We start from the raw sequence: 19,750 nt of genomic DNA, 5'->3' as shown, positions 1-19,750 counted from the left end.
GATAGCCAGGATAATAACGAACCACATATCAGTCTCCACTCCTTTGCAGGCAATTCAGCTTCATTATACCATCGGCCCGCGCGTCCGGCAATGAACGGCTGGCTTGATGGGCGCGGGAAAGGGTAAACTGTCGGCAGGATGTCATTTTTAAGGAGTGAACGATATGGATTGCCGTTCTGACGAAGAGCTGTATCAACTTGTTCAGGAATCGAAAGTACATACAATCGAGGGGATGGTCGCCGACTATATCCCGGCACTTGCCAAGGCGGATCTGAGCTCGCTGTCCGTTGCGATGGCGTTTCCGGACGGAAGCTGCTATTCTGCAGGGGACGTCGATACGAAATCGACGCTGCAGAGTATCTCGAAGGTGCTCGCCCTGGCGCTCGCCCTTCTCGATAACGGAGAAGAATATGTCTTCCAGCGCGTCGGCATGGAACCGACGGGAGACCCGTTCAACTCGATCATCAAACTTGAGACGATCGCCCCGCACAAACCACTCAATCCAATGATCAATGCCGGAGCCCTCGCCGTCTCGTCGATGATCAAGGGCGAAAGCGTCGAAGAACGGCTCGGGCGGCTGATCCAGCTTACTGAACTGATCATTGGTGAAGAAGGCGTCGGCTACAGCGAGGAAGTGGCCCAGTCCGAGCTTGAGACGGCAGACCTGAACCGCGCGATGGCCTATTATCTGAAGCAGCACAGCGTCATTGAGGAAGAAGTCGATACAGTCATTGAGCTCTATACGAAGCAGTGCGCCATCGAGATGAACTGTGTCGACCTCGCCAAAGTCGGACTGCTTCTTGCGATGGACGGCAAGCACCCGGCGACCGGAGAAATGATTCTGCCGCCGCGTGTCGCCAGCATCTGCAAGACGTTCATGGTCACCTGCGGCATGTATAACGCTTCAGGAGAATTCGCCATCCGTGTAGGCGTCCCGGCCAAATCCGGGGTTTCCGGCGGCATCATGGCTTCCGTCCCGCAACGCTGCGGCATCGGCATCTTCGGACCTGCACTCGATGACCGCGGCAACAGCGTCGCCGGCTGGGACCTGATGGAGAAAATGACCAAAAAATACGACCTCAGTATGTTCTGAGAAACCAAAAAACGGCTGCTCCCGCCCCGAAACAAAGGCGGAAAGCAGCCGTTTTTCCACGTTTTCAAAAGAAAAACCGAAAAAACCGTCGATATGCGTAAGTGCATATTTCTGTTGCTTAAAACTGTGTAGAGTAGTAGGTAGGAAAGAATCAAGCCTGAACGGTATTTAGATACTCGCCTTTCTTTGTCTCCAGGATTTTCTTGTAATAGTCCAATCCCAAGAGGTCGAAGAAGAATCGTGATTTCTGATAGCTGGCTTGGATCTCTTCAAATGGGCGCTCCAACTCCTCCAGAATTTGTGCTTGCTGGTAATGAAGCTGGCCGAGAATCGACATATCGCGGTGCTTAATTGAAAGGTCGATTGCTTCCTCTGTAGTTTCTAAGGCTTCGCGGTATTCTTTCTGAACAAATTGGGTTTTCCCCACATTGTAAAGGATTGTAATTCGCATTTTGTCATATTCCTCTGCTGCAACCTGTTCCTGAAGAATTTCTTTAAAGATCTTCATTCCTTCTTCATGTTTACTATTCTCAGCAAGGATAATGGCAATGGCGTTCTTTATACGAGTTTTGAGCAACACATCCATCCCGTTCACTTCTACATCTGTCAGCCTATACAACTCGGTGACACAGTAACGGTAATCGTGCTTCTTTAGATAATAAAGGCTGACGTAATAATAGGATTCCAGATAAGTTTTGAGCTCTGGATGAAGGAACCTTCCGTTATTAAGCAACTCCTGGGTGTATCTGTAAAGACCTTCATAATCTTTTTTTGATGAAAAGACTTTTACATCATCCAGCATTTTTTCCTTTGCCTCAAAGTCATCGTGGATAAGCACTTCAAAGAAGTATGAGAGAGGCAATCGGAGTTTGACTGAAATAGCCTGAAGTGTATCAATGCTCGGGTACGAATCACCTTTTTCCAGGCGGCTGATCTCGGATTGATTGCAGATGCCGTCTGCCAGTTGTTTCTGGGTCATCTTGCGGAGTTTCCGCCATTTACGGATTTCCATTCCGAGGCGAACCTGATTCATTGTCCATCACCCTTTTGGCAAATGGTCCAGTCGGATATCGGCTGTCCTGTCTCTATAGTAACGGAAAATTTCCTCAGTTTGTCAACCTTGTACGAAAATATGTTTGCTGTCCAAGACACGAAGAAAGGATTGAGGGATCATGAATCTGAACTTGAATCGAATTGAAACTTCCGTCCGCATATCAGAAGTTGCCATCGCGCAGGTGCATGATCTTCCTGCTTCAGTCATCGATTCACTCGTCCTGTCCGCTTCGATGAACCTGATTCAGCGCCTTAACCGTCACCGGGCCGCTGTTTCGGAAGCTTGGATTTCCGTGGAGGACGTGTTAAACCGGGCCGGACTGCAGACTGTTGACGAATTGGAGCAGAAAATTCCTGAACTCAGTGATAGCGACTGGGAAAGTATCCAACTGTGGGTGAAGAGAAAGACGGAAATGGACGATGCCCTGGAACGGTTTAGGCTGATTTACCGGGTAGGCAAGGAACAGGCGGACGCCAAGCTGAGCGGAATGACAAAGATTCCTGCTCTTCAGCGAAGTATTGCTTTAAATAATCCGAAGCTGCTTGATTTGAACCATGAACAGTCTGGAAAAATGGCGGAAGCTATTCTTCCGCATCTTCTCCAAACGACCGTGGAAAGCGCTCAGACCGGCACAGTCGAAGTCCGCTTCCGCTTCGGGAAAGAAACAAAAAGTGAAGCGCTGGAGGAAGTCCTTCCGAAAATGCGCATCAGACAGCCGCTCATCGACCGTTGGACCGAAGCGATTGCACGTGATGACCGCCTGAACGAAGGCCTGGCTTTCAAAGTAAACGACGGGCTCATTTGTCAGGATGGTAAAAGCGGTTTGCTGGTCGCAGATGGCATTGAAGTCGGCGGTGTCCCTACCATCCATGAATATGTTTATCCGGTTGAAGGCCAGGCGGCCGGCCATTTGAAAAAAGGTGCTGTCAGAAAAAAGAAAGACTGGATGCGTTCGCTTGGATCCGACGGAAAGTCAAAATTCGCTGAATTGCTGTCGAGGGAAATCTTAGTACCCGTATTGCCGGAGAAACAAGCCGCACAGTGCCCGCTTCAGGGATTGGCTTCTTTGGTTGCAAGAATCGATTCTCCTGAAGCCAAGCGCCTCCGAAGAAGCTTTCTTCTCCTTGAAATTCTGCTCAATCAAATGGAAAGTTGTGCTCCGGTTGATTTACCGGTTCTGCGTGAAAGGGCTGTGCGGGCAATACACCGGATTCACCGGATCCTGCCGGTCCGCCTGACAGGCCGTCTGGCGACGGGTGATTGGTTTACAGAGCACCAGGTATGTAATGAAAGGCCGATCAGTCTTCCTGAATCCGTCCGAGAGGATCTGGAAACTTACGCAAACAATCCTGGAGTGGTTATTGTCCGTTCAAGCATCGCGGAGACCATGACCGGCTGGTTTACAGAACAGTACGGTCTTGGAGGCGAAAGCAGGGATGTCCTCGGCTTTCTCTCCTACTGTTCGGCACGGATGGGATCGGCCGAGGAAGCAAGAATCGCTGAAGAAGACACGAGACGGGCAGTTGCCGGAGCTAAAACACCAGCACCGCTCAGTCCGACCGAGATGCTTCCGCATGGACTGCTTTCCTTCCGTGTGGCGGCCCTATCGGAACAGGCACTGAAACGGGGAGATTACCAGATTTCGGCTGAATGCCGCCTGGACAATGTTGCTTCGGAAGATGAGGGGTGCATCCGTGAACTGCTTCCTGATGCCGAACCGGTCTGGTTCTCGTACGGAGCAGGATGGACTGGAAAAAAGGCGCATCACAACGGCCGTCACCTATTGTGGCCTACCGACCGTCAGTATGCCGGAAGAAGCGGCCAGTTCCTGACGTTATCGGACCTCCGAATCGTCCATGACACGGAATCAGACTCCCTGATCATTCTCGGTCCGGAAGGCTTACCGGCTGCCCCTGTCTACACGGGTGAAATGCCGGTCCATCAGTTGCCAGCATGTGTTCGGCTGTTCCTGAAATTGAGCTATCCCTGGGTGTGCCTGAATAATGGGCATACAAACAGGAGGAAGCCGGGCCATACCCCGCGGCAAACTGAAGGCAGGGTGGTCACAGCCCCTGCTGAATGGCGTATTCCGACAAGAGAAGTGCCGATGAAAGATAGCGGAGAACCCGAATCGGACTTTTTCCTCCGCCTTCATGATTGGAGGGCGCGGAAAGGAATCCCGAAAGAGGCCATGTTTGCGGTCGTCGACTCGAAATACCCGACGGCAGCCTGCCGAAGCGGGAAGGATCACTATATCCATTTCGGCAGTCCGAGGCTGATTGAACGGCTTGATGGATGTCTGGGTGAAGGTGATCTGCTGGTTCTGACAGAGGTGTTTCCGGAACGTGGTGCTCATGCCATCGGGCGATCGGGCCAGCCTTGCGTCACGGAGTTCCGCGCAGCAGTAAAGTGGGTTTGAATGGAGGATGAACATGCATCTAGAAAAAGAATGGCACACTTACCGGTTCTATCCGAAATACGAATACCAGCTGGATGAGGTGGTCCATCAGATTGTCATGCCGTTGGCATCGGATCTGACCGGCGAGGTTCATTACTACTATTACTTGCGCCGGGAGGATCATCATGGCCATCACATTATGGCCGGTTTCCGGCTTACCGATGATGAAGCCGAGCGGCTGCGATACCGGATCCGCCATGATTGCAACATGCTCCTCCAGGCGATGGAGGAGGAAAAACCGAGGCGTAGGAGGAGACAACTGCCGTCTGAAAATCAGTCGGAGCAGCAGCCTGCCGTCCGGCCATATAAACGGGAGCCGGTATTCGGTGAGAATCCGGCGGCAGGCATTGTCTGGCCGGACCTGCTTCTGAAATGTTCGACTGACATTGCTTTTCTCGTCATTGAAAACGAAATTCTCGGAGGCACGGACCGGGCAACTGCGGTCACGCTCCTGATGCATCAGGCGATCCGTTCGGGACTCTGCAGCACTGATGCGGCGATCGGCTTCCTGGAAAAGTACGCGGCCCACTGCATCCAGGCTTGCGGAGATCCGGACCTTGCTGAAAGCCTGGACCGTGCGGTGGTAATGAATGAACGGGAATTCCGCAGCCAGTGGACGCGCTCGTTGAACAACGTTCATCTTCTCCGGACGATCCGGCCGTTTATCGAAGAACTGGCGTCCGTCCGCCATCAGGTGGAGGACCAGCTGGTCCCATCACCGCCTTTTGAGGAGTTTCTGTTCCATTACCTACATGATACAAACAACCGGCTTGGCATAAGTCATGAGGAAGAGGCATACATCGCAAAACTGCTACATAAGTCACTTGAGGAAAGTTCAAAATATGCATAATTGCATATTTACAATGAATCTTTCATGCTATACTGAGGTAAATCACACGGAAGGATGGATGAACAAATGAAGAAGAAAATCTTCATGACTTTAGCGCTTGGTGTGTGTGCATTTGGATTAGTAATCGGCGGAGTTAATCCGATGACAGATCTACCATATGAGCTAGTCACAAAATAATTATTAAAACCCGCTCCCCACGGAAAAATCCGTTAAGGGAGCGGGTTTCTTTTGGTTCTTCAGTTCTTCTGTTCCTTCAGCAGGTCGCGGATCTCGCGGAGCAGTTCTTCCTGTACGGTGAGTTCTTCTTCCGTTTCTTCCACCACTTCTTCTTCCTTCTGGCGCTTCAGCTTCATGAGGCCGCGGAGGATCATGAAGATGGAGAAGGCGATGATCAGGAAGTCAAAGACGTTCTGCAGGAAGACACCGTAGGTTACTTCGGCATCCCCGACCATTACACTCAGGCCTTTGAAGTTGACGCCTCCGACCAGGATTCCGATGAGCGGGGTGATGATATTCTCAACAAGGGAAGAAACAATCTTGCCGAAAGCGGCACCGATGACGACGGCGACAGCCAGGTCCAGAACATTGCCCTTGAACGCAAATTCTTTAAAGTCTTTCCACATTGGGGTCCATTCCTTTTCAATTATAAAATGCCGCACGCGGCTTGCGCTCAAGTGTAGCGCATGTCTTATTGGACGGGAAGGGACTAAATACATATTTTTCGACAAAAAATGACACAGTAGGGTTGCTTTGTATGATTTGAGGACAATTCGGTTGCGCCTCCGGGAATGTTCGCATATAATGAGAACAAACGTTCTTATTGGAGGGTGCGGGATGCACGGATTGTTGATGAAATGCATGAAGCGTCATCAGTTGACTGACATGATCTATATTGGTTCAGACGGAAGCATCACAAAGCGGCGTGTACGCCTGTTGCGCCTCCGTAAGGACAGCGTAACGGCGTACTGCTTTCTCAGGCAGGAGCGGCGCACGTTCAAGATCGACCGGATTTTGTCTGTGCGGCCGGTGTATGGCCACGAGAAGCAATCGGGATAATAAGTAGCAGTGCCTTCATGGCCGCGCGGGACTTCAGACCTGTCGCGGTTATAGACAGATGTGATTTTGTAACCGTTTTCATTTAAAGTGAAGGGAAGTCCGAATGCCGGGACGAATCCCCCTGATGGAACAAAACCGAAGAGGGGGAATGGAAGGATGAAGAAAAGCAGATTTGCGGCATTGACGCTGTCGGCGCCCCTTTTGCTATCGGGTGTGGTGATGATGCCGGCCGATTTCGGCGGGCAGACCACTGCCGAGGCGGCTAAGCCGGGCAACCCGGCGGCATTTGACCAGAAGGTGATCTCCAGAATTGATGCGGAGCGCATCTATTCGGACGTTTATCATCTGAGTGAAACGATCGGGCCGCGCGTTGCCGGAACCGCCGAGGAGAGGGAAACGGCTTCCCTGATCAGGGAGCGACTGGAGTCTTATGGTTACGAGATTGAGGTCCAGGAGTTCGGCATTCCAGACACGATGGTCGGCCATCTGTCCACGTCAAATGGAGATGAAGTGGAGGCGGCTTTCCCGTCCGGGTCCGCAGAGACACCAGAAAGCGGGCTGACTGCGCAGCTTTATGATGCCGGCTTGGGCTATCCGGCCGACTTCACGGAAGAGGCGTCAGGGAAAATCGTACTGATAAGCCGTGGAGAATTCTCGTTCCGCGAAAAGATTGACCGTGCCGCTGCGGCAGGTGCTGTGGGGGTCATCATCTATGACAACAGTGAAGCGTCCGGGCCTCCCAACATGAGCATCGGCGAGGATGCGCCGCTTCCGGTTGCGGGGATCAGGAAGGCATCCGGCGAAGCGCTCCTTGAAGATGTCGTTGCCACGGGCGGCACGGTCACCCTAAAGGTTGACGCACTCACCGGTCAGACGTCACAGAACATCATCGCGACGCGCGCGCCGAAGCACCTGAATAACCCGGACATCGTCCATGTGTCGGCTCACTTCGACAGCGTGCCGCTGGCGCCGGGTGCGAGTGACAATGCGACCGGAACGGCGACCGCGCTTGAGATCGCCCGCGTGCTGAAAAGCTACCCGATCGATAAAGAAGTGCGCTTCGCCTTTGTCGGAGCGGAAGAGATCGGCCTGGTCGGTTCCGCCCACTATGTTTCGGCTTTGACTCAAGATGAAGTGTCCAGGAGCATCGCGAACTTCAATATGGATATGGTCGGCACGTCCTGGGAGAACGCGACCGCCATCTTCATGAATACACTGGACGGCCAGCCGAACATCGTCACCGAGGCGGCGCTTGCTACACAGGACAGGATTGCCACTCCATCCGAATTGATCCTTTACCAGCGGGGCGCCTCGGACCATGTGAACTTCCATGAGGCGGGCATCCCGGCGGTGAACTTTATCCGGCGCGAACCTGGCACGGCGGCACTTGAACCGTACTACCATACACCGCAAGACACAATCGAGTACGTCAGCAAAGAGCGTCTGAAGGAAGCGGGCGACCTTGTCGGGGCTGCACTTTACTCAGTCATCCGAAAAAACTGAACAGCCGAACCAGCCGTCCGGCAGCCTGCCGGGCGGCTTTTTAGCATGCAGGTATTTTGTTTAACAAGATAGTTGACGGGAAAGACAGCACCCGGTATCATGGAAAACAAGATAGTGGTAGTTGGTTATGCAAGATACTGGAGGGGATCGCTGTGACCACAAGTCAGATGCTGAAAGGGGTGCTGGAAGGGTGTCTTTTGGCCATCATCGGCAGGGGCGAGACGTATGGTTATGAGATGGTGGAAAAATTGGGGGAATACGGGTTGACGATGGTAAGTGAGGGCAGCATCTATCCGGTGCTTCTCCGCATGCAGAAGGAAGGGTTGGTCATGACGGTCATGCGGCCGTCACCGAACGGACCGAAGCGCAAGTATTACCGGCTTACGGCGGCGGGGGAAGAAGAACTTGAAGCATTTAGAGATCGCTGGAACGTGATGGCGGGGGCCGTCGGAAATCTGCTGGAGGGGAGCGGAAAAGATGAAGTTGTCGAAGAGAAGTGAGGAATTCATTGCAAACGTCCGGATGTACCTGATGACGTCAGGCAAGAACGAACGGGAGATCGATGAAGTCGCGGAAGAGCTGGAGGACCATCTGGCAGAGCTTGAACGCCGCGGGGAAAGTGTGGACCGGATTACCGGGGATTCACCGAAGGAGTATCTGGCGTCGCTGGAACAGGAAATGGACAATGATTATGGCGGCTGGCTCAAGTATGTGCCTGCGTTTTTGCTGTCTTTCGCCGCTTTTGCCGCAATGGGCCCGGCCATCCGGGGAATGTTCTCCCTGAACTTGCTGCAGTTGATCGGCTATCCGGTTGTCGGAGCAATTGTCATCGTGCTTTACCGTGCCATGTTCCGCAAAATGGCGGTAGGCCAGTGGAGCAATAAGAAGCTGTTCTTCGCAGGCGGCGGCTTATCGATGCTGTCCGTTCTCCTATTTGTCGGAGTGCTTCTGGCAAGTTCCTTTATCATGGATCCGTTTTACACGGCCGGCCGGACCGGAAATCTCGTGGTCATCCTGGTGTCGGCTGCGGCGTTCGCGGCAGCTGCCATGATGATGGGCTCATGGCTCCTCATCACGATTCCGGTTGCGCTATTCCTTCCGGAGTGGCTGATCCTTTCCATGCCGCTCGGGCTTGGGGACGAAGCCAAAATGATGATGGTGGCCATCATCCCGTACATCGCTGTTGCCCTGGTCGTCACGGCACAACTGTTTTATGAAAAGCGCAAAATCAATCATGCATAAAAACCCCGGCAGTCTATCCGCTTAAGCGGTCAGGCTGCCGGGTTTTTGTTCCGCTTCCGTAGTTTCCAGTCTGATGACCTGCGTACGTGCGGCCATGTCGTACACGGACTGCTTTTTCTTGGTGAAAAACGGCGCAGCGATGTAAGCACCGATCAGGGAGTAGATGAGTCCGCCGATGACCATGTATCCGATCGGCACAGGTTCATCCCCAAGCCACATGAGCCGGTAGACGAGGAAATGGGAAAGTTCCCACGGCATGAATTTCAGCGCAGTCCTCACGGCGGAATGCAAGACGGAAAGAGGACGATCATTCATGTCCTTGACCCGAATCCCTGCGATGCGCTTGCCGAACGAACCGGCGCCGAGACGGGAATCGGTCAGAATAAAGTAAAGGGAGACGGGCAGTGTGATCATGAGGAACCCTGCCAGCTGAGCAGATGCCGGAGATGCTGTGAACAATTGCTGGCTCGAAGGGATGAGAAACATGCTAAAGACCATCAAGGTCAGACCATAAGCGACAATCAGCACATAATCCAGCAGAAATGCCTTGAGCCGGACGGGAAAACCCGCATTCATGTGATCCGCTCCTTTTTATTGAAGCAAAAGCCGGCTCCCCATCGGAAACCGGCTTGTCCTCATCTTATTCAAATAGGGTGACGCCATATGCTTCCAGTACATACTTCGGCACGAAAAAGCGCGCCGTCATGAGCGGGTCGACAATCTGGCTGATCTGTGAGTGTCCGGCCGCGCTCATCATCATCGCAAGATCTGCGATATCAAGGTTTGTTCTTGTCAGAAGGAAATCCGCCATCTCTTCGACGGCGGCCTTTGCCGCCTCGTCGATTGTCGGTTTTGAGACGAGGAAGGTGATGCCGTCCGCGTTCTCAAGCAACGGATGACGGAGGGCCCCCTCCTTCACGACTTCAAGTGTGACGGTCGCCTTGCCCGGGACTTCGATGCCGGAGACGCCGATTTCTCCGTCGCCCATCGCGGCATGGAAGTCACCGAGCGCGAACAGCGCGCCTTCCGCGAATACCGGGAAGTAGAGGGTGGCGCCTTCTGTGATCAGTGTCGTGTCCATGTTGCCGCCGTGTGCACCTGGCGTCCCGCATGGCACGGGCTCGCCTTCAGGAGCGACGCCGATCACACCGATCATTTTGTTGAGCGGGATTTTCAGCTTGTCGTCAAAGACGGCATGATCTCCCTCGATGGGGATGATCTTGGATGCCATCTCTTCCTGGCGGTGGCCGAGCACGCCAAGGTCAGGACCTGTCGCCATGACGCCCTGGCTGCCGATCTCAAGCTTCTCGATCCGCACTTTCAGCACATCACCCGGCTGCGCACCTTCCACATAGATCGGTCCCGTCGCAGGGTTGATCCGGTTCCAGTCGATGCCGCCGATTTTCGTCTCGGCCGATTGTACCTGGTTTTCAAAGCAGTCATACGTTTCGATTTCGATCGTCGTTCCCGATGCCACGCGTTTGACCGGTTCGTGTGATTTGTCGAACGCGTAGATCACATCATTGCACGCCAATGTTTCTGCCATCACCGATGCCCCCTTGTACACTTGTGTTGCCAATAGTCTATCAATTAGGGCGCTTAAAAACCAGCAGAAGCGCATGCGCTCCTGCCGGCAAACAAAGGTGGTGACTCATTGGGTATGAGGTAGTAACTCAGTAGGGGCGAGGTGGCGACTCAACGGGTGTGAGGTGGTAACTCGTCGTTTCCTGGATCCCACTTGTAACGTTCCATATCCACACGCTTTCCCGCGATTACGGGCACCCCTTCTTCGAGGAGACGTTCTTCCTGTTCAAAGGCGGCCTCCCCGTTCCTGATGACAATTTCCCCCTTCGCACTTACGATGCGGTGCCACGGAATGCCGTGTTTCCGGCTCATGGAGTGGAGGACCCTGGCGACCTGGCGCGCCGCTCTCGGGTTACCGGCAAGCCGTGCAATCTGGCCATAAGACGCGACCGTTCCCGCCGGCACTTCTTTCAGAATCGTTACAACTCGTTCTGTAAAATCTTCCATGACTCCACCTCCTCATCTGCACGGATGAGTTCCGGATTCCGGTCCGTATACCATCGGTCAAATTGTTCTGCGGCTGCTGCCGGCAAGTCTTTCAGTTCTTCGACGTGGACCGGCTTCGCGCGGTTGGTCGTACCGACCGTGGCGACACCGAACCGCTTTTGCAGCCAGGACTGGGAGACCGCTGCTTCGATCACCTTTTCCCGCCTGCTGATAAATGTCTCCCTCCACAGGCCGCCTTTCCTGAACTGGACGAGCGGCCCGCGGATGGCGTAGCGGGTGTTGCGGTAGTCAAAGTACCTCAGGAGATAAATGACGGCGAAAAGTGCCGCTGCCAGAAACGGCCAGTCCGGGACGTACGGGAAGTCCGCGCGCCAGAAGTAAAGCGCAAGGGTGCCGATCACGGCAATCCAAGGGAAGCGGAGCATCCTGACGGTCAGCGCTGCCTTCGGAAGGCGCTCCATTCCGTCCAGCACACGGACATCCGGGAGAAGTTCGCCGACCAGCTCCACTGCGCGCCGTTTGGGCAGAAACGGGTAAAGGGAGCTGATGTCTTCCAGGTTGTCCTCGAAGCTGCCGACAGTGACGATCTTTGCTTCCGCGAGGCCGAGCAGACGTTTCAACGGCGTTTCCGTGATCTGCACCGCCTGGACATTCTTTTTCCTGACGGAAAGCGACTGCTCGGTCAGCACACCCCGCCGGATGTAAATTCGCTCATCATCAGACGAAATCTCATACCGCCCGTACTTCAGGTAGGTCCGGATGATGCCGAACGCGATTGCCGCCAAGGCAAACAGGGCGATCGTGATGCCGAGTACAACCCCTGAGCCCGCCAGGAACGACAGGAATCCTTCGGCGCGGCTTTCGATATCAATAAAGTCATCGATGTTCGAGTAAACAGTCGCGAGCACGGGAATAAGCGCGATGAAACTGAACGACAGGAAGGAGGCTTTCAGCACGTCCTTGAGCTGGGCCGTGAAGTGGACGGTGCGAACTTTTTCCGGGAACGGTTCGGCAACGGCCGCCGCCGGGGTTTCGCCATCCGCGTTTTCTGTCCCTGACTCTTCTTGGGCGGTCTCCATCCGCTCCCTCCGGTAGCCGTCGAGCGCTTTTTCGATCCGGGCAGCTTCCGCTTTCGTCACAGCGGGAAATTTTACGCTTGCATCTTCTCCGTCCGCTCCGGTCTCGAGCGTGAGCGAAGTGAGGCCGAACAGGCGGAGGACGGCCGGCACCTGCCGGTTGACGTTCTGCACCCGACGGAACGGCACATTCCGGTGCTTGCGGGAAAAGACGCCGCTGTCGATCTGCACTGAATCCGCCTCCAGCCGGTAGGTCGTGCGCCACCACGACAGGAAGATGTTCAGGATGGAAATCGAAATGGCTATGATGAAGATCCAGCGGCCCGCGACCACCCACCCTGCATCTGATCCTCTTCTGAGAATGAACAGGAAGAAAAATGCGATGGCGCTGTTTTTGACGAGTTCATAAAGGGAGAGGATGATCCGTCCCGGATGCATGCGCCGGTTTTCCATCATTCTTCCTCCTCGCGAATCTTGGCGAGGCGGGAAATTCGGTTACGGAATTCCTTGGCTTCCTGCTCCGGGAGCGCCGGGATCGAGTGATTCGACCCCATCGTGCCGACCGTGAGCGTATAAAGCCCGTATTTCCGCAGGAGCGGACCCTGTTCGAGTCCGACATACTGGACCTTCGTCATCGGGACCGTCTGGTGCTGGACAGTGATCACGCCGTGGCGCAGCTTTACGAATTCCTCATCCGCCCCGTAGCGCCATGTCCGCTGCAGAATCACCGGCTCGATAAAGATCGAATACACCGCCGACACAATTGTCAGCCCGCCCAATATCCATAGCACCGTCATCGCCCAGTCCCACCAGCCGAACCGGCTGCCGGCGATGATCAGGCCCGCGAACACAAGCAGCGTGATTCCGTGGCCGATCGTGTTTGACAGACGCCATACCGTCACTGCCTTTCTTGAGATTCTTCCTTCAGGCTCCCTGATGTCGAGTTCCATATCCTGCACCTCCGAGTGATCTTAATTCTTTTACGGGACGATGCCCGTGAAGGTTTCAAGGAACCGGGTCAACTGTTCTTCTGTATACGGTATCATGGTAACAGGCAAACGGGAGGTGACCGGATGAAGCGATGGGTGATGGCAATGCTTGCGATCCTGATGGTACTTGCCGGCACCATTCCGGCAACCGCCGCGGATGTGACGGTGAGCAAATCCCAGGTCCGTCTCTGGATCGGAGCCGATGGCTCGGTCAGGGTCAATGAAATCCATACATATGAAATTCCAGAAGGAACAGGGGAGATTTTGAGGGACTTTACCTACGGCACCCATGAAAACGTGATTGGCTTCCGCGCCGGCGAAGTGGATGGCGCGGCAAAGGTCGGCGAAGTCGCGGATGACGAGGTCCGGCCCGTTGCGGTGCGGGAAGACGGAAGCGGCTGGGAACTGCTTTTGGACGGCGGGGGCGGCAAGCGGACATTCCTGCTGTCTTATTTATTGGAAGACGCGCTGAAGGTGTACGACGAGTACAGCGATCTCGAGATCGGGCTGTTTTCCAGCACGAGCTATGAGTTCGAGGGGCTCCGGAACCTTGAGGTTTCCATGATCCTTCCGGGCAATGCCGGTGCCGCTTCAATCCGGCCGTATACGAGGAACATGAACGGTTCCGAAGTGGAGATGAAGGACAATGGCGTCATTTTCAGGGACCCGCTCATCGCAGACCCGCTGGATGCGTCGTACCGCGTATTCTTTCCGTCAGGGGTCATGACGGAGGCTGTGAAACATGCCGCACCGGTTCCGCTGGAAGAAGCCGTGAAGGCTGAGGAGGAGCGGTTCACCCATGCTGCAAACATGCGCCCGCACCGGGAAACATTTGAGAAAGTCGGATTCCCTATTGCACTTGCGTTTATCCTGGCCGGTCTTGTGAGCCTGGCCGTGCCCCAGCGGCTGCCGATCACGAGAAGAGATGAGGCGCTGATCCTCTCCATGGATCTTGTCTATCTGCACTTTGTCCGATGGGCGGGCCGCTTCACGCCGCGTGCGGCGGACGCCATGCTGTACGGGCTGCTCGAGAAGGGGGCGGTGTCCGTCAACGGCGAATCGGATGCAAAGGTCTGGGAAGTGAAGGGCAGTACGGGCCGGCTTGAGCCGCATGAGCAGCTGTTCATCAGTAAGCTGTTCCGGGACACGGTCGGCCGTAGCACTTTCGGACCGCGGGAACTGGAATCGGACAGGGCAGAAAAAGCACTGAAGGAGTGGCACGGAGCTGTCCTGCGAATGCTGGAGGAAGCCGGGACGATGAACCTGAGGATCCCGAAGCGCGTGCTGCTGTTCTCGGCGCTCGTCCCGACGGCGGCCGCCATCATCGGCGCAGTCGTCGCAGCGATGCCCGCTGGATGGCTTGTGGCGTTCCTGGCAGGTATTCTCATCTTCTTGTATGTGCACGTGAAGAAAATGCACTGGCGCTGGTTCGGATTGATTTACGGAGGTTACCTGACCTTCGGCGTGGCGGCGGTTGACGCCCCGGGCACCGGAGCGGTGATCCTGCTGTTCGTCCTCGGCTATCTTTTCGTGTGGCTCTTTTTCCCGCGCACGCTTCTCGTATCGCGGTTCGCCTATCGGGTCAAGTTTGCGATCAACCGTCTGATCTACACCGACGACCGCTTCCGCATGCCGGACGGGACGCCGGAAGAACGCGGACTGCGCGAACACCGTGTGCACGTGCTGGCACCGAAATTCAGAGGACTCGCGCGGATGTACCGGGACTGGATGTAGAAAGGAGTGAAGCCGGATGGGCGACCTGATTGTTCTGCTGATCGGATTCCTGGAAACCCGCTGGCCGACAAAGAAAAACCGCCTCATCAGCCGGCGCTTGAAGCTTTTGAAGAAAAGCGGAGTCCAAAGAGATCTCGATGTCCGTTACGGTCCCGTGGTCCTGCAGAGCACGGAATACCGGGAATGGATAGGGATGCAGGAAGTGGAGGACATCCTGCGTGACCCCGGACGTACGGAAGGGTTTATGAGGGAACTGGATCAGTATGTAAAGGAGCAGGGACTGTAGTGCGAAACCGCAGCCAATACTCCGATCAACAACAAAAAAAGCATGCGGACCGCCAATGGGTCCGCATGCTTTTTCTCCGTTCATGCAGCGGTTACTGCATGCCTCCCTGGCTGCCGGCCGGGGCATAGGCGCCGAGGATCGCCTGCATGTCCTGCTCTGCAAGCTGCGGCACCTGATAGTAGTGGTGCTTGTTCTGGTAGATCGACAGCTCGTAGGCCATCTCGATGCAGTTCGGGATCGAGTCGGCGAGCACGCGGCGGACGACCGGGTTCGTCGTTTCAAGTGCCGCCGTCGTGCATGCCGTGGCGCTTGCTTTGTGGCCCGACAATAGGAAACCGGAGATGGCTGCGTCGTTCAGCTCCTGCGGGGACTGCATCGGCTTTTTCGGCTGGGACTGCTTCATTCCGTACACCCAGTCGTTGCCGCCCGACATCTTATAGCTCTGCGTCGGTATCTGCGGATCCGTGCCCGACTTGAAGCAGTCGACCAGTGTGTTGTACGACTGTTGCATGAACCGGTATTGGCGGTCGATGATGTCGATGAGTTCCGGGTCCTGCGCGTGCGGACGCATCAGCGTGGACATGTCCATCGCGCCGATCATCGTCGACAGCACCTCATGGACATCGAACAGCTCATGGCCGCCGTGGTTCATCTTCTGTCCCACCTGTCCGGTATGCATGTTCGTGTGTGTGACGTTTTGCGGGTCCTGTCCGAAGTTTTGCGTCATCTGCATATTCCCTCCATGTTACATGATGGCCGAACACGGATAGTATCCGCTTTCCTTCCACTGTTATGCATCCGCTATAATGGACGGTAATCGGAGGGACTTCAGAATGAAAAAAATTGAATTTGAAACAGAGCGCCTTATTCTCCGGCCTTATCAGGACTCGGACTATGCAGCGTGGCTAGCCGGGCTGCAGGGCAGGGGAATGTCCAGCGGTCCCTATGATGAGGGAAGGCCCCGTGATTTGTCGGGTGCTACAGAAGAGTGGTTCAGGGAATGGATCCTGGGATTCCGGGAAGCCGCCGATGCGGACGACATGGTCATCCTCGGGATTTTCCGGAAGTCCGACGGAGCGAATGTCGGCAAGGTTGAACTCATCACGATTCTCAGGTTCGACTATGATTGGGGCATGATGGGCTATCACATCAACAACCAGTATTTGCGCCGAGGATACGGAAAGGAAGCTGTATCGGCCGCCGTCGAATTTTTCATGGACAACCTCGGATTCCATCGGATCGAACTCCACATCCGGCCAGACAACCTTCCGTCCAAGAGGCTGGCAGAAAAAGCGGGATTCCTGTTTGAAGGGACCCGGGAACGCTTTGCCAAGGAAGGCGGCATCTGGTTGGACTATGACATTTATACTAGAATTAAGCAGGAAAAGGCAGGCTGTCATTAATCGACAAGTCCTGCCTTTTTTCGACAGAGAGAATTTGCAACTATTTGAATTGTCCATCTAATCTTGTGAGCTAGTGAAGAAGGTTTACTTCGCGTGTCGCGAAAAGTCTGTACGAAGCCGCTGAGATCGACGGCGCCAACGCCTGGCAGCAATTTACCCGCATCACGATCCCGATGATCACACCGGTCATCTTCTTCGACATCGTGACGAGCCTGATTGGCGGCTTCCAGATTTTCCAGGAGGCCTATGTCATGTCGAACGGAGAAGGCGGGCCAGTCAATTCGATGCTTTTCTACAACCTGTATATGTGGCAGAAGGCGTTTGAAGCATTCGACATGGGATATGCCATGGCAATGTCGTGGATCCTGTTCGTCATTGTTTTCGCCCTGACAATCGTCAACCTGAAGCTTGCACCGAAATGGGTGCACTATGAAGGGGGCGGAAAGTGATGGTGAAGCAGGCAGCGGGACGACAGAAAGTCTCGCATTTTGAAACGATCCAAGGCCGCAGGCAGGCGCTGAACATCATCAACTGGGTCCTTCTTGCCGCAGGCAGCATCCTCATGCTGTCGCCGCTCTGGTGGATGCTCGTCACTTCAGTCAAGACGATGCAGGAAGTGATGACCTACCCGCCGACGTTCTGGCCGGAAAGCTGGAACTGGAGCAACTACATGAAAACGTGGGAAGCGGCCCCGTTCGACTTGTACACGATCAATACGCTGACCATCACGATCCTCGTCGTCATCGGAAATGTATTCGTGAACTCCTTCATTGCTTACGGATTCGCGAAAGTCCCGTTCAAGGGGCGCAACGTGCTGTTCGCAATCGTTCTTTCTACAATGATGATTCCCGGATTTGTCACGCTCATCCCACAGTATGTGCTGTTCGCGAAGCTTCAATGGCTGAATACGTATTATCCATTAGTGATACCCGCGTTCTTCGGGAGCGCATTCAATATCTTCCTGCTCCGGCAGTTTTACATGACGATTCCGGATGAGCTGATCGAGGCGGCCAAGATGGAAGGGGCGAGCCACTTCTGGATTTGGTGGAAGATTGGCCTTCCGCTCACGAAGCCGGCACTCGCTACGGTTGCGATCTTCTCGTTTAACGGTGCATGGAACGACTTCCTCGGTCCGCTCCTTTATCTGAACGATGAAAATCTCTATACGCTCCAGCTCGGGCTCCAGGTATTCAAAGGGCAGATGAGCACGCAGTGGAACTACCTGATGGCCGGCTCGCTTCTCGTTCTCCTGCCGGTGATCATTCTGTTCTTCTTTTTCCAGAAGTACTTTATCCAGGGCATCAACCTGCAGTCCGGCGGAAAGTGAGGCAGTGCGGTTGATGAACCTGCCTAGCGCCGCATAAAGTGGGAAGCACGTGGACGAAAGGGGAAATGAACATGCTGAAATTCGAAGTAAAACGCACGGTCAGGGACACGGAAACGGCGGAACCGGTCCGGGAGTTCAGTTTCCAGGCAAGTACGCTTGTCCTGCTGCTTGTCTTCCTGCCGATCGCCATCCTGCTTCTCATGCCAAGACCGTTCAACCAGACATTCAACTTCTATCAGGCAAACGGGGAAAAGGAGAAATCACATGGTCAAGATCGAACTCAAGAACATCTCGAAAACGTATGACAAAGACGTCACGGCGGTAAAGGACTTTAACCTCGAGATCGAAGACGGGGACTTTATCGTCCTCGTCGGGCCGTCCGGCTGCGGGAAGTCGACGATGCTCCGAATGATCGCCGGACTTGAAGAAATCACGGACGGCGAGTTCGTGATGGACGACAGGCTCATGAATGACGTGCCGCCGAAAAGCCGGGATATCGCGATGGTATTCCAGAACTATGCGCTTTATCCGCATATGACCGTCTACGACAACATGGCGTTCGCGCTGAAGATGCGGAAGTTCAAGAAAGAAGAGATTAAAAAGCGGGTCACCGAGGCGGCGAAGATTCTTGGTCTCGAGGATTATCTGAAGCGGAAGCCCCGCGCCCTTTCCGGCGGACAGCGCCAGCGGGTCGCCCTCGGCCGCGCGATTGTCCGGGACGCGAAGCTGTTCCTGATGGACGAGCCGCTCTCGAACCTGGACGCAAAGCTCCGCTTCCAGATGAGGGCAGAGATTTCCAAGCTCCATAACCGGCTCAAGACGACGACTGTCTACGTCACCCATGACCAGACCGAGGCGATGACGATGGCGACCCGCATCGTCATCATGAAAGACGGTGTCATCCAGCAGGTCGGCGCGCCGAAGGATGTCTACGACTATCCGGAAAACACATTCGTCGGCGGATTCATCGGATCGCCAGCCATGAATTTCTTCACCGGTGAAGTCAAGGGCGGTGAGTTCGTCACAGCCGACGGCATCCGCCTTCCGCTCCCGGAGACAAAAGCCCGTGCGATGAATGCGGCCGGCTACGGAGAAGGCCCGGTCACGATGGGCATCCGGCCTGAGCATGTCACATTGGAACCTCCGGCCGCTGCAGGGCAGTCACTTGCCGCCGTGGACTCGGAAGTCATCGTCTCTGAATTGACCGGAGCGGAAACCCTGCTTTATTCGAAGCTCGGCAGCCAGGAGCTGATTGCCCGCATCGACTCAGGTTTGGACCTCCACACAGGAGAAACCGTCCGGCTTGCCTACGATATGGAACTTGCCCACTTCTTTGACGCTCAGAGCGGTGACCGGCTGAAACTCGGGGAAGAGGCAGGGATTACAGTCTAAATGACAAACGCCGTTCCGGATGTTCCGGGACGGCGTTTTTTACAATGCTGAACATGCTGAAGGGTTATTCGGATTTGTGATCCTGGTGAGTATCCGCCGCTTCACGAGCCTCTTTTTTGATGTCATCAAGCTTTTCCTCAGCCTTTTTGGCAGCGTCATTTGCTTTGTCGGCCCATTTGCCGTTCTGCTGATTTTTCTCGTTGTCCGCGTAGCTCTTCATCAGAATCGCTCCCTTTCTGTTCTTGCTCTTATTATT

The 19,750-nt window shown here is 54.7% G+C and carries 22 protein-coding genes and 1 pseudogene; 14 read left to right on the top strand and 9 right to left on the bottom strand.

The annotated features are described in order from the left end of the window. Window positions 1–163: 163 nt before the first annotated feature. A complete protein-coding gene (gene glsA, locus BMX91_RS10305) occupies window positions 164–1,093 on the top strand; it encodes a glutaminase A (protein ID WP_092053416.1) in 930 nt (309 codons plus the stop codon). Between the two features lie 151 nt (window positions 1,094–1,244). Here the strand turns inward: glsA and BMX91_RS10300 are convergent, their stop codons facing one another. Continuing rightward, window positions 1,245–2,126 (bottom strand): helix-turn-helix domain-containing protein, encoded by an 882-nt coding sequence (locus BMX91_RS10300; protein ID WP_092053413.1) that lies wholly within the window; start codon window positions 2,124–2,126, stop codon window positions 1,245–1,247. Between the two features lie 139 nt (window positions 2,127–2,265). Between BMX91_RS10300 and BMX91_RS10295 the strand changes: the two genes are divergently transcribed. Together BMX91_RS10295 and BMX91_RS10290 are read left to right on the top strand one after the other, a co-directional pair. After that, on the top strand, window positions 2,266–4,566 hold the full coding sequence (locus BMX91_RS10295) for a hypothetical protein (RefSeq protein WP_092053410.1): 2,301 nt from the start codon (window positions 2,266–2,268) through the stop codon (window positions 4,564–4,566). Window positions 4,567–4,579: 13 nt separating this feature from the next. Continuing rightward, window positions 4,580–5,455 carry a lantibiotic dehydratase C-terminal domain-containing protein gene (locus BMX91_RS10290; protein WP_177168350.1) on the top strand — a complete coding sequence of 292 codons (876 nt, stop codon included), beginning with the start codon at window positions 4,580–4,582 and terminating at the stop codon, window positions 5,453–5,455. Between the two features lie 236 nt (window positions 5,456–5,691). On the opposite strand, the gene mscL is transcribed toward BMX91_RS10290, so the two are convergent. Further along, on the bottom strand, window positions 5,692–6,078 hold the full coding sequence (mscL, locus tag BMX91_RS10285; RefSeq protein ID WP_092053405.1) for a large conductance mechanosensitive channel protein MscL: 387 nt from the start codon (window positions 6,076–6,078) through the stop codon (window positions 5,692–5,694). Between the two features lie 211 nt (window positions 6,079–6,289). On the opposite strand from mscL, the gene BMX91_RS10280 reads away from it, so the two are divergent. The 4 genes from BMX91_RS10280 to BMX91_RS10265 all read left to right on the top strand — a co-directional run bounded on the left by BMX91_RS10280 (window position 6,290) and on the right by BMX91_RS10265 (window position 9,256). Beyond that, on the top strand, window positions 6,290–6,511 hold the full coding sequence (locus BMX91_RS10280) for a WYL domain-containing protein (RefSeq protein WP_092053402.1): 222 nt from the start codon (window positions 6,290–6,292) through the stop codon (window positions 6,509–6,511). Between the two features lie 156 nt (window positions 6,512–6,667). After that, window positions 6,668–8,014, top strand: coding sequence for a M20/M25/M40 family metallo-hydrolase (locus BMX91_RS10275; protein WP_092053400.1), 1,347 nt, complete (start codon window positions 6,668–6,670; stop codon window positions 8,012–8,014). A gap of 152 nt (window positions 8,015–8,166) precedes the next feature. After that, the gene (locus BMX91_RS10270; RefSeq protein WP_092053397.1) at window positions 8,167–8,514 is read left to right on the top strand and encodes a PadR family transcriptional regulator; all 348 of its coding nucleotides are present in this window, start codon (window positions 8,167–8,169) and stop codon (window positions 8,512–8,514) included. Continuing rightward, entirely contained in the window at window positions 8,492–9,256 is a 765-nt protein-coding gene (locus BMX91_RS10265; RefSeq protein WP_092053394.1) for a DUF1129 family protein, read from the top strand. The genes BMX91_RS10270 and BMX91_RS10265 overlap by 23 nt, the downstream gene beginning before the upstream one ends. Before the next feature lie 21 nt (window positions 9,257–9,277). Here the strand turns inward: BMX91_RS10265 and BMX91_RS10260 are convergent, their stop codons facing one another. The 5 genes from BMX91_RS10260 to BMX91_RS10240 all read right to left on the bottom strand — a co-directional run bounded on the left by BMX91_RS10260 (window position 9,278) and on the right by BMX91_RS10240 (window position 13,313). Beyond that, a complete protein-coding gene (locus BMX91_RS10260) occupies window positions 9,278–9,832 on the bottom strand; it encodes an RDD family protein (RefSeq protein ID WP_092053391.1) in 555 nt (184 codons plus the stop codon). A 64-nt stretch (window positions 9,833–9,896) separates the two neighbouring features. After that, window positions 9,897–10,802 (bottom strand): acetamidase/formamidase family protein, encoded by a 906-nt coding sequence (locus BMX91_RS10255; RefSeq protein WP_092053388.1) that lies wholly within the window; start codon window positions 10,800–10,802, stop codon window positions 9,897–9,899. Window positions 10,803–10,951: 149 nt separating this feature from the next. Further along, the gene (locus BMX91_RS10250) at window positions 10,952–11,287 is read right to left on the bottom strand and encodes an MGMT family protein (protein ID WP_092053385.1); all 336 of its coding nucleotides are present in this window, start codon (window positions 11,285–11,287) and stop codon (window positions 10,952–10,954) included. Next, window positions 11,260–12,816, bottom strand: a complete 1,557-nt coding sequence (locus tag BMX91_RS10245; RefSeq protein ID WP_177168349.1) for a PH domain-containing protein — start codon at window positions 12,814–12,816, stop codon at window positions 11,260–11,262. Before BMX91_RS10245 ends, BMX91_RS10250 begins: the two co-directional genes overlap by 28 nt. Continuing rightward, a complete protein-coding gene (locus BMX91_RS10240; RefSeq protein WP_092053379.1) occupies window positions 12,816–13,313 on the bottom strand; it encodes a PH domain-containing protein in 498 nt (165 codons plus the stop codon). The genes BMX91_RS10245 and BMX91_RS10240 overlap by 1 nt, the downstream gene beginning before the upstream one ends. Window positions 13,314–13,436: 123 nt before the next feature. Here BMX91_RS10240 and BMX91_RS10235 point away from each other — a divergent pair, with 123 nt between their 5' ends. Next, window positions 13,437–15,086, top strand: a complete 1,650-nt coding sequence (locus BMX91_RS10235; protein ID WP_092053376.1) for a DUF2207 domain-containing protein — start codon at window positions 13,437–13,439, stop codon at window positions 15,084–15,086. Between the two features lie 16 nt (window positions 15,087–15,102). Further along, window positions 15,103–15,372 (top strand): hypothetical protein, encoded by a 270-nt coding sequence (locus tag BMX91_RS10230; RefSeq protein WP_092053373.1) that lies wholly within the window; start codon window positions 15,103–15,105, stop codon window positions 15,370–15,372. A gap of 91 nt (window positions 15,373–15,463) precedes the next feature. Here the strand turns inward: BMX91_RS10230 and BMX91_RS10225 are convergent, their stop codons facing one another. After that, the gene (locus tag BMX91_RS10225) at window positions 15,464–16,099 is read right to left on the bottom strand and encodes a spore coat protein (RefSeq protein ID WP_092053370.1); all 636 of its coding nucleotides are present in this window, start codon (window positions 16,097–16,099) and stop codon (window positions 15,464–15,466) included. A gap of 106 nt (window positions 16,100–16,205) precedes the next feature. On the opposite strand from BMX91_RS10225, the gene BMX91_RS10220 reads away from it, so the two are divergent. The 5 genes and pseudogenes from BMX91_RS10220 (at window position 16,206) to BMX91_RS10200 (ending at window position 19,494) form a co-directional block, all read left to right on the top strand. Further along, window positions 16,206–16,775: a GNAT family N-acetyltransferase gene (locus tag BMX91_RS10220; protein WP_092053368.1), complete on the top strand. Its 570-nt coding sequence runs from the start codon at window positions 16,206–16,208 to the stop codon at window positions 16,773–16,775. A 101-nt stretch (window positions 16,776–16,876) separates the two neighbouring features. Next, window positions 16,877–17,224, top strand: a pseudogene (locus BMX91_RS10215) (carbohydrate ABC transporter permease); the annotation flags it as partial. Beyond that, window positions 17,224–18,102 carry a carbohydrate ABC transporter permease gene (locus BMX91_RS10210; RefSeq protein WP_092053365.1) on the top strand — a complete coding sequence of 293 codons (879 nt, stop codon included), beginning with the start codon at window positions 17,224–17,226 and terminating at the stop codon, window positions 18,100–18,102. The pseudogene BMX91_RS10215 and the gene BMX91_RS10210, both read left to right, overlap by 1 nt. 71 nt (window positions 18,103–18,173) lie before the next feature. Continuing rightward, window positions 18,174–18,407, top strand: coding sequence for a hypothetical protein (locus BMX91_RS10205; protein ID WP_092053363.1), 234 nt, complete (start codon window positions 18,174–18,176; stop codon window positions 18,405–18,407). Continuing rightward, entirely contained in the window at window positions 18,367–19,494 is a 1,128-nt protein-coding gene (locus tag BMX91_RS10200; protein WP_092053360.1) for an ABC transporter ATP-binding protein, read from the top strand. Before BMX91_RS10205 ends, BMX91_RS10200 begins: the two co-directional genes overlap by 41 nt. Before the next feature lie 64 nt (window positions 19,495–19,558). On the opposite strand, the gene BMX91_RS15770 is transcribed toward BMX91_RS10200, so the two are convergent. Beyond that, the gene (locus tag BMX91_RS15770) at window positions 19,559–19,714 is read right to left on the bottom strand and encodes a hypothetical protein (protein WP_177168348.1); all 156 of its coding nucleotides are present in this window, start codon (window positions 19,712–19,714) and stop codon (window positions 19,559–19,561) included. Window positions 19,715–19,750: the final 36 nt, after the last annotated feature.

The sequence above is a fragment of the Bhargavaea ginsengi genome (genome assembly GCF_900109165.1).
GTDB classification, from domain to species: Bacteria; Bacillota; Bacilli; order Bacillales_A; family Planococcaceae; genus Bhargavaea; species Bhargavaea ginsengi.
Note: the sequence above shows the minus strand (reverse complement) of the source record. Positions and strands in the feature narration are given on the sequence as shown.